This is a genomic window from Roseomonas rosulenta (assembly GCF_016106005.1).
Lineage (GTDB): Bacteria > Pseudomonadota > Alphaproteobacteria > Acetobacterales > Acetobacteraceae > Neoroseomonas > Neoroseomonas rosulenta.
On the sequence record NZ_JACADR010000205.1, the window covers coordinates 1 to 8215 of the forward strand.

At 70.4% G+C, this 8215-nt stretch carries 7 protein-coding genes; 2 read left to right on the top strand and 5 right to left on the bottom strand.

What is annotated here, in order from left to right; translation table 11 throughout:
• Positions 1-178: 178 nt before the first annotated feature.
• The 5 genes from HW578_RS19415 to HW578_RS19435 form a co-directional block, all read right to left on the bottom strand.
• Positions 179-1267 (bottom strand): glycosyltransferase family 4 protein, encoded by a 1089-nt coding sequence (locus HW578_RS19415; protein ID WP_198372364.1) that lies wholly within the window; start codon positions 1265-1267, stop codon positions 179-181.
• Positions 1260-3362, bottom strand: a complete 2103-nt coding sequence (locus HW578_RS19420; RefSeq protein WP_198372365.1) for an NAD-dependent epimerase/dehydratase family protein — start codon at positions 3360-3362, stop codon at positions 1260-1262. The genes HW578_RS19415 and HW578_RS19420 overlap by 8 nt, the downstream gene beginning before the upstream one ends.
• Positions 3363-3442: 80 nt before the next feature.
• Positions 3443-4582, bottom strand: a complete 1140-nt coding sequence (locus tag HW578_RS19425) for a glycosyltransferase (protein WP_198372366.1) — start codon at positions 4580-4582, stop codon at positions 3443-3445.
• Positions 4579-5622 carry a GNAT family N-acetyltransferase gene (locus HW578_RS19430; RefSeq protein WP_198372367.1) on the bottom strand — a complete coding sequence of 348 codons (1044 nt, stop codon included), beginning with the start codon at positions 5620-5622 and terminating at the stop codon, positions 4579-4581. Before HW578_RS19430 ends, HW578_RS19425 begins: the two co-directional genes overlap by 4 nt.
• Positions 5623-5629: 7 nt before the next feature.
• Entirely contained in the window at positions 5630-6370 is a 741-nt protein-coding gene (locus HW578_RS19435; RefSeq protein ID WP_198372368.1) for a YdcF family protein, read from the bottom strand.
• A 70-nt stretch (positions 6371-6440) separates the two neighbouring features.
• Here HW578_RS19435 and HW578_RS19440 point away from each other — a divergent pair, with 70 nt between their 5' ends.
• Both HW578_RS19440 and HW578_RS19445 read left to right on the top strand, forming a co-directional pair.
• On the top strand, positions 6441-7472 hold the full coding sequence (locus HW578_RS19440; protein WP_198372369.1) for a GNAT family N-acetyltransferase: 1032 nt from the start codon (positions 6441-6443) through the stop codon (positions 7470-7472).
• Between the two features lie 9 nt (positions 7473-7481).
• Complete coding sequence (locus tag HW578_RS19445; RefSeq protein ID WP_198372370.1) at positions 7482-7775, top strand: hypothetical protein; 294 nt, start codon at positions 7482-7484, stop codon at positions 7773-7775.
• Positions 7776-8215 lie beyond the last annotated feature (440 nt).

Genomic DNA, 8215 nt, shown 5'->3' on the forward strand with positions numbered 1-8215 from the left:
GACTATGCTGGATCGCGCGACGGACCGCCTCTGTCGTGCGGGCGCAGCCGTGAAGAACCTGCCCCATAGCGCATCCCTCCATGCCAGGGAGAAGACTGCACCACCAAAGCCCGGGACCAAACATCTAAGGATGCTGGGGTGGAGGAGCGGGCTGCTGCCGGCACTCTCAAGCGGTCGCTCAGCCTGCGCCGAACAGGACCTCGCGATAGGCTTCGAACATCGCCTGCTCGCCGAAGCATTCCTCGGCGCGGCGGCGGTTCGCCGTGCCGATGTGACGGCGCAGTTCCGCGTCCACGAGAAGCGCGGCGATCGCGCGCGACAGCGCCGCGTCGTCGCGCGGCACCACGAAGGGCGCGTTCTCCGGCGCGAGAATGCTGCGCACGTCGCCCACGTCGGTCGAGGCGACGGGAAGGCCGGTGGCCATCGCCTCCAGCACCGAGAGCGGCATCTGTTCCGTATCGGAGGAGAGCGCGAAGACGCTGGCGCCGGCCAGGACTTTCGGCACGTCGCCACGCTGACCGAGGAATTCGACGCGTTCGCGCAGGCCGAGCGTGGCGGCGAGGGCTTCGAGCCCGGCGCGTTCCGCACCATCCCCCGCCACCACAAGCCTCGCCTCCAGCTCCGCAGGCAGCATCGCGAAGGCCTTCAGAAGGCGGGCGATGTTCTTCTCCGCGCGCAGGGCGGCGACGGTGCAGATTGTCGCCTCGGGGCGCGGCGCAGGAACCGGAACGCGCGCGAAGGCGTCGAGGTCGATGCCGTTCGGGATGTAGCGCAGCCGCCGCTCGGGCAGACGCCAGTCGCGGATGGCGATGGCCCGCAGCGTCTGCGAGGGAACGACGACCGTGGCGCGGCGCAGGAACAGGCGCCGCAGCAGCACGCGGCGCGGGATCTGCGCCGCCTGCTCATCCGGCCCGAAGCCGTCCTCGATGTGGACATGGCGGCAGCCGACCAGGTGGTTCGCCATGGCCCATTCGATGCTGCCCCAGTTGTGGGTCAGCAGCACGTCGGGGCGGAGGGTGCGGAGCATGCGCGCGAATGAGACGATGTTGGAGAGCGTCGCCCCCTTCCGGAGCGCCAGCGCGGGGAAGGCCACTTGCGTCGCCGGAGGAAGCCGCGCGGCGCAGTCGAACGCGCCGTCCATGGAAATGATGCTGTAGCGGCAGGCCGGTCCGAGCGCTTCCACGAGGCTGCAGAAACGGACCTGCGGTCCACCAACCGCGAAGGTCGAGAACACGGCCAGCACGTGGCGTGGCGCGGGCTCAGTCAAGCGCCGGATGTCCCAGGGCAAGGCGCATGAACTCGCGCGCATCCCCGACCGGGCGCCAACCCAGGTCGCGCTTCGCGTCGTCGCAGTCGAACCGAGCGCGCAGCCCGCGCGACAGCAGGTCGCGGCGCGAGGGCGCCGGGCCGCGTCGCCCCCCCAGCCGCTTCAGCAGCCACTTCGCCCCCTCCTCCAGCAACAGCAGGTCGGGCGCCTTGGGATGAAAGCGCAGCGGCCGCCCTGTCGCCTGCGCGAGCTGCGCGATGAACTCGCGTGCCGAGGGACGGACATCGCCCACGAGGTTGTAGCAGTGGCCCTCGATCCCCTCGGCGGATGCCGCCAGCAGGATCGCCGCCGCGACGTCCTGGACAAGGACGAAGGGCAGCGGATTGCGGCCCGCATTCCAGCCGATGCAGTGCTGCTCGTTGTTGAAGAAGCCCAGACCGCTGTGGAATGGCGAGGTGCCAGGCCCGAGGACCAGGCCGGGGCGCAGGATCACGACCGGCAGGCCGCGCTGCGCATGCAGGTCCATCAGCAGGCGGTCGCAGAGGATCTTCGCCCGCGCGTAGTCGGCGCGGCGTTCATCCTCGGGATCGGGCGGCGTCGCGCCAGTGATGGTGCCGGCCTCCGCTCCGCAATAAAGCGAGGCGATCGAGCCGACATGGATCATGCGCCGCACGGAGGCCGCCATGCAGGCTTGGGCGACGCCCTCGGCACCGCCGAGCATGGCGGCGCGGATCGCCTCGAAACTGCCGCCTCCACCGCCATGGGCGAGGTTTATGACGACGGGCGCCGATCCGATCGCACGTTCCACGGCGCTGCGGTCGCGCATGTCGCCCCTGTGCAGCTCGACCTCCGGCCGGTCGAAGGGTGCCGGGAGGTTGGTGACATTGCGCGCGAGGACGGAGACGCGCCTGCCCTCATCGATCAGACGCCGGGCCACTTCGCTGCCGATGAACCCGGTGCCGCCGATCAGCGCCACATCGCTGCCCGCGACGGCCAGGAGTGCCGGCCGCGGCAGGCGAGCGGGCGGGGGCGGTGCGAAGGCCTGCGCGCTGATCCTCTCGCATGCCTGCACAAGTGCCGTGCCGAAGCCTGCATCGGCGGGAAAGGGTGCACCGCCGGACAGGGCCGCGTGAAATGCGGCGATGCTGCCGCGCATGCTCTGGAAGAAGGGGTCGCTTCGCCCAGCCAGGCCCAGCGTGGAGACTCCGAAGCGCGCCAGGTTGCGAACGCTTGCGCCCACCATCGCCGAGGCGGTGCGAAGCCCCGAGGCAAGGTTGTCGACCGGCTCCACCCAGCGCGTGCGTCCCTGGCCCCAGACCCTGTTTGTCACCATGTCCGCGGTGATGACGCCATCGTCGCAGACAACGGCGACCTGCCAGACCGGAAACTGCCGGCCAACGGCGAAGCTGAGATGCGCCGGCAGGCTTACGCAGTCCAGGCTGGCGGTCACGCCGGCGTGGAAGGCGACGCCAGGCGAGATCTCCCGGGCCGGCTCTGCGATCGCGCGGATATCGCGCACCGCCCCTGCAAGCGCCAGGATCTGAGACAGCGGATGAACCGCCTGCTCGAGCAGGATGTTGCCGGGCGCATGGAACATCCAATGCCCGAATTGCCGAGCGGCGAGCTGGCGCAGCGGCATGGCGTAGGTGCAGGCGACCGAACGCGGGGGACCGAACCGCCCGGCGCTCAACTGTTTCCGAAGCTGGAGAAAGGCGGGATGAAACAGGAAGTTCTGATTGACGGCCAGGACAGCGCCGCATGTCTGCGCGGTGTCGCGGAGCATCTCGCAGGCCGCCGTGGTGACGGCAAGCGGCTTCTCGACCAGCACTGCCTTGCCGGCCTCGAGGAATGGCCGCGCGACCTCGGCGTGGAGCGGTGGGGGCACCAGGATGTGCGCGGCATCGATCGCACCGTGATCGAGCGCCTCGGTCACCGAGCGGTACACCTGGCCGATGCGCCACGTCGCCGCAAGGCGGGCGGCCGCGCCTTCGTCCGGGTCCACCACCGCGGCGAGGTTAATCCCCGGTAGCCGCGAAAGGGCCTCGGCATGCGTGGCAGCGATGACACCGGCGCCGACGATGCAGACGCGCCTCATGCGGGCTCTCGAACGCCAGCAAGCCCGACCCAAGGGCGATTGCGGGACCTGTCACGCCTGGATCGCATCGTCGACCTCGCTCATTCGCCGCCGGGCCGCCGGAGCGCCCCCGCCATCGCTGCCACTCGCTGCGCATTCCCCGCCCAGGTCCGCTCCCGCGCGACCACCTCCGCGCGCGCCGCCGCGCCGAGGCGTCGGCGCAGCGCGGCATCCTGCGCCAGCCGCCGCACCGCGGCCCAGAGCGCCGCGGCATCCCCGGGCGGGAACAGCAGCGCCGTTTCCCCATGTTCCAGCACCTCGCGGATATTGGGCTGGTCGGGCGCGACAATGGCACGCCCCGCCGCCATGTACTCGAAGATCTTCAGCGGCGAGGCATAGGCCACCGCGGCGGGCTGCAGCGCAATGTCAAAGCCGGCGATCAGCCGCGGCACCTCCGCGCGCGTCGCAAGGCCAAGGAAGGCGACGCGCCCGGCGATGCCGAGCGTCTCGGCCAGCTGCCTCAGCGCCGGAAGCGCCGGCCCCTCCCCCACCACCTGCAGCACCACCTGCGGATCGCCGTCCGCCGCCATGGCGCGCAGCACGCCTTCGAGCCCGTGCCAGGCGCGCACGAAGCCGACGAAGCCGAGCACGACCGGCGCGCGGCCAGTCGCCTCGCCCGCGTCGGGAAAATCGTCGAGGTCGATGCCGTTCGGCACCACCACGATGAGTTCGCGTGGCACGCCCGCGGCGGCGACCATGTCGGCCAGCACCTCGGTCACCGGCAGCACGCGGTCCGCGCGGCGCCAGACGAAGCGCTCCGCCCATCCGGCCAGGCGGCGCAGGCGCAGCCGGCCGAATGCCGCGCGTTCCTCGGCGAGCGGCGAATTCACCTCGAGCAGCAGGGGCAGGCGCAGGCGCCGCGCGAGCAGCGCGCCGGCCAGGTAGAACAGGTTGGCGCGTTCGTAGATCACGTCCGGGCGGAAGGCCCGCGCCGCGCGCGCCAGGCGCAGATACCCCGGGATCGTGTAGGCGAGTTCCGCCACTTCGCCGACGGCACCCGGCAGCAGACGGCGGATCCGCGCGATGGCGGCGGTCTGCCCGCCGAGGCCTGCCTGCGCATAGCCGGGCGGGCCGACCACCATCACCTCGTGCCCGGCGGCGCGCAGCGCGGCCACGAGCGCGTCCAGGTGTACGCCCTGGCCGTCATGCGACTGGATCCGGTGGCTGTAGAGAATTCTCACCTGGCCATCCCATCCCCGGAGAGGCCGCGACGCAAGTGGCCAGCGGCATGACGCAGAAGGGCGGCGAGCCCCTCCGGGTGGCGCGGGTCGAGCGCGAGCACGCCGATCCGCTGCCGCCGCGCGCCGACCCATTGGCGCTTGTAGGCGTCGTCCCCCCGCCCGAAGTCGAGCGTGCCGACGCGGTCGGTCTCCAGCAGGTGGCGGATCATCAGCGCCGTGAGCACCGTGCCGGGGGAGTCGGCGCGCGCCTCCTCGGCGTGGAACAGCTTCGGCACGCAAGCCCATCCGCCCGAGACGATCCAGTATTGCGCGGCGACCGGCACGCTGCCCGCGCGCAGCACGCCGAGGCGCAACTCGCCGGTCTGCGCGAGGGCGCGCATCAGCGCGCCGTCAAACTCCGGGAAGGGCTCGTCCGGCTTCCAGCTGCGCGCGCGCACCGCGGCGAAGGCGGCGATGCCGTCCTCGAGCGCAGGCCCGGGCCGGTCGAGCAGAGTGAAGTCGAGCCGACCCGCCGCGCGCGCGAGCCTGCGCGCGATGGTGTTGCGCAGCGCCGGCGGGCGCGATGCGAGGTACGCGGCCCAGCCCAGGCCCGGCGGCAGCACCTCCTGCCAGAGGCCGAAATGGTCGAAGCGCAGCAGCACCAGACCCGCGGCACGCAGGCCATCGAGCAGCGCGGCGGTGGCCGGGTCGTCAGGGTCCAGCGCCTCGATCCGCGTGGGCGGGCACAGGCGGAGTTGGGCGCCCAACTCGCGCCCCGCCGCGTGCAGGGCGTCCGGTCCAGCCCCGTGCAACGCCAGCGGCCGCCAGTCCAGGCTGTAGGGGGTGGTCAGGCTCGCCATCCGCCGGCCGGTCCGCAGCAGGGGCAGCAGCACCCCCTGCCCGGCCAGCAGGAATTCCGGCTGCGCGCGGGCGGGCAGCGCGTGGCGCAACGTCGTCTCCAGCCAGGCACGGCCGGAAAAGACATCGCCGATGCCGGGCGGCGCGAGGAACGGCTCGCACGCCGCCGGCAGCGCGTGTTCCGTGATCGCGAGACGCTCCACGCGCGGCCTACCAGCCGAGCCGCAGCGCAAGTCGCCCGGCCCATTCGCGGATGGCCCACCAGCTCTCCGCGAGGCGATCGGCGCGCGGCAGGAAATCCGAGGCGATGCCACGCGGCGGGCGATCGAGGCGCACCGGTGCCGGCACCACGGCGAGCGGGGTGCGCGCAAACTCCTCGATCGCGCGCGGCAGGTGCCAGGCATGCGTCACGACATAGGCCGCACCTATGCCGGCCTCGGCCAGCAGCGCGGCGGACAGGATCGCATTCTGGCCGGTGGTGCGGGACTGCTCCTCGGTCCAGCGGACGGGAACGCGGAAATCCTCGGCGAGGCTGCGCGCCATCAGCCCTGCGAGCGGCGGATCGCCGGGCGCGATCGGCCCGCCGGCGACGAGCAGCGGCAGCCCGGTCGCGCGGTGCAGCGCGGCCGCCGCGCGAAGGCGCTCGAGGGTGAGCGGACCGACATCGACATCGCTCCTGCTGCGTGCGACCTCGGCGCCGAGGACGATGATCGCGCCCGGCGCTGCGCCCGGCGCCGCCGCGGCGATGTCGCCTTCGAGCGAGACACGCAGCCAGCCGGCTGCCATGGGCGTTGCGAGCGCGAGTAGGCCAAGCGCCGCGCCGCCGGCGAGCAGCGCGCCCGTGCGCCGGCGCCAGGGCGCGATGAGCGCGCCGGCCAGGACCACCAGGACTAGCAGCAGCGGCGGCAGGAGCAGCGGCGGCAGCGCGCCGCGCAGCGTCAGGTCGGCCACGGCATGCCACCCGGCGGGCCTGCTGCACGAAGGATTTGCCTGGGAGCGCCGTTCATGATGCCTTCGCCCCATGTCGATCCGCATCGAGGCTGGTAGTGTCTCATGCTTCGCCGAACTGGGCGAGGCATGGCGGGCGTTGGAGGCGCGGGCGCCGTCGGCGTCGTTCTTCCAGGGCTGGACCTGGATGGGCTGCCTGGTGGAGGAGCGCTTCCCGAACCCGGTGGTGGTGCGCGCCGAGGTGGATGGCGTGCTGGTCGGACTGGCGCTGTTCAACCGACGGCGCGGGCGGCTGTACCTGTCCGAGAGCGGCGATCCCATCATGGATGCGCCCTTCATCGAGCACAACGCGCCGCTGATCGCCGAGGGCGCGCCGGCCGAGGTGCTGCCGGGAATGATGCGTGCGGCCTGGCGGTCGGGATGGAACTGGGGGATGACGCTGAGCGGCGTACCGCCGGAGGTGGCGGCGGCGGCGGGCGGTCTTACCTGGCGTCGCCAGGAACGCGTCGCGCCGTATGTCGATTTGGATGCGGTGCGCGCGGCGGGAGGGGATTACCTCGCGACGCTGAGTGCGAATACGCGCCAGCAGATCCGACGGTCGCTTCGGGCCTATGCGGCGCGGGGGGAGGTGCGGCTGGAACGGGCGGGGAGCGTGGGGGAGGCGCTGGAGTGGTTCGAAGAAATGGTGCGACTTCATGAAGAAACCTGGCGCGCGCGAGGAAGTTTGGGGGCATTTCGAGATGGCAGAATTTTGAATTTTCATCATAACCTGATTCAGCGTGGCGTAGAACTTGGTGAAATACATCTTCTCAAGGGTCGCTCGGGCAGCACGGTATTTGGATATTTGTATAACTTTAATTCAAATGGATGGATTTGTTCGTACCAGGGTGGTTGGCAAATCCCTCGTAACAATTCTGAATTTCGGCCCGGTATAATCTGTCACGTCCTGGCTATTATGAACGCGATTAATGAATCCTCCCGACGGTACGATTTTCTTGCGAAGGAATCGCGTTACAAATTGGTATTATCCAGGGAGAAATTGACTCTCGATTGGTCTCTTCGTGTTTGTGATTCTGTAAATTTCGCTAGGAGGGTGGCACGCTGATCGCGCCACATGCTGACGCGCGTGCCGTTGGGCAAAGGCGAGCTTCGAGGAGCGGTCGATGGCCGCGAAGCGCTGGAGCTTGCCCTGCCCGGCCCTGACCTCGGCAATATCGATCTGGAACTCGCCGATCGGGCAGGCCTTGATGCGATTGCGGGCGAGGTTGTCGCCATCGGTTTCGGGAAGGCGCGGGATCCCGCGGCGCTTGGGGGGAGCGATGAAACGCCGAGCGCGTCCGATGCTGCATGGCGCGCTGCAGGGCGTAGAGCGGGTTGTCGGGCAGGAGGGTGTGGCGGCGGAAGGTGACGACGAGCGCCTCATGCTCGACGGAGAGAGTGGTGGAGCGCGGCACCGCCGACCCGTTGCGCTGGCCTGGGACATTTCCTCGCGCGCGCCACTCGGCGATGGTCTTCGGGCTCACGCGATGGCGGCGAGCCAGGACGCTCAGGCTCTCGTGACGATGCCGGATCGCGCGACGGGCCCCCTCGGTCGTGCGGGCGCCGCCGTGGAGGACCTGAGCCGGAGCGCATCACTCCATGTCAGGGAAAAGGCTGCACCATCAAAGCCTGTGATCAAACAAATAATGCCGATGATCACCATCAGAATGACAGGAAGTTTCAGCTGGACGCCTCCAGAAACCCCGAATGCTGGCATGCGTGGCCGTAGAGCGGTGCATGGTCGCCCGCCACGCGGGGGGATGGCGGGGATCACGGTGCTGAGGGATCCTGGTCGGGGCGCTGATGGCG

Bases quoted from the DNA above. Each gene is read 5' to 3' on its own strand.
- HW578_RS19445 (WP_198372370.1), top strand. From the start codon at position 7,482: ATGCTGACGCGCGTGCCGTTGGGCAAAGGCGAGCTTCGAGGAGCGGTC.
- HW578_RS19440 (WP_198372369.1), top strand. From the start codon at position 6,441: ATGTCGATCCGCATCGAGGCTGGTAGTGTCTCATGCTTCGCCGAACTG.
- HW578_RS19420 (WP_198372365.1), bottom strand. From the start codon at position 3,362: ATGAGGCGCGTCTGCATCGTCGGCGCCGGTGTCATCGCTGCCACGCAT.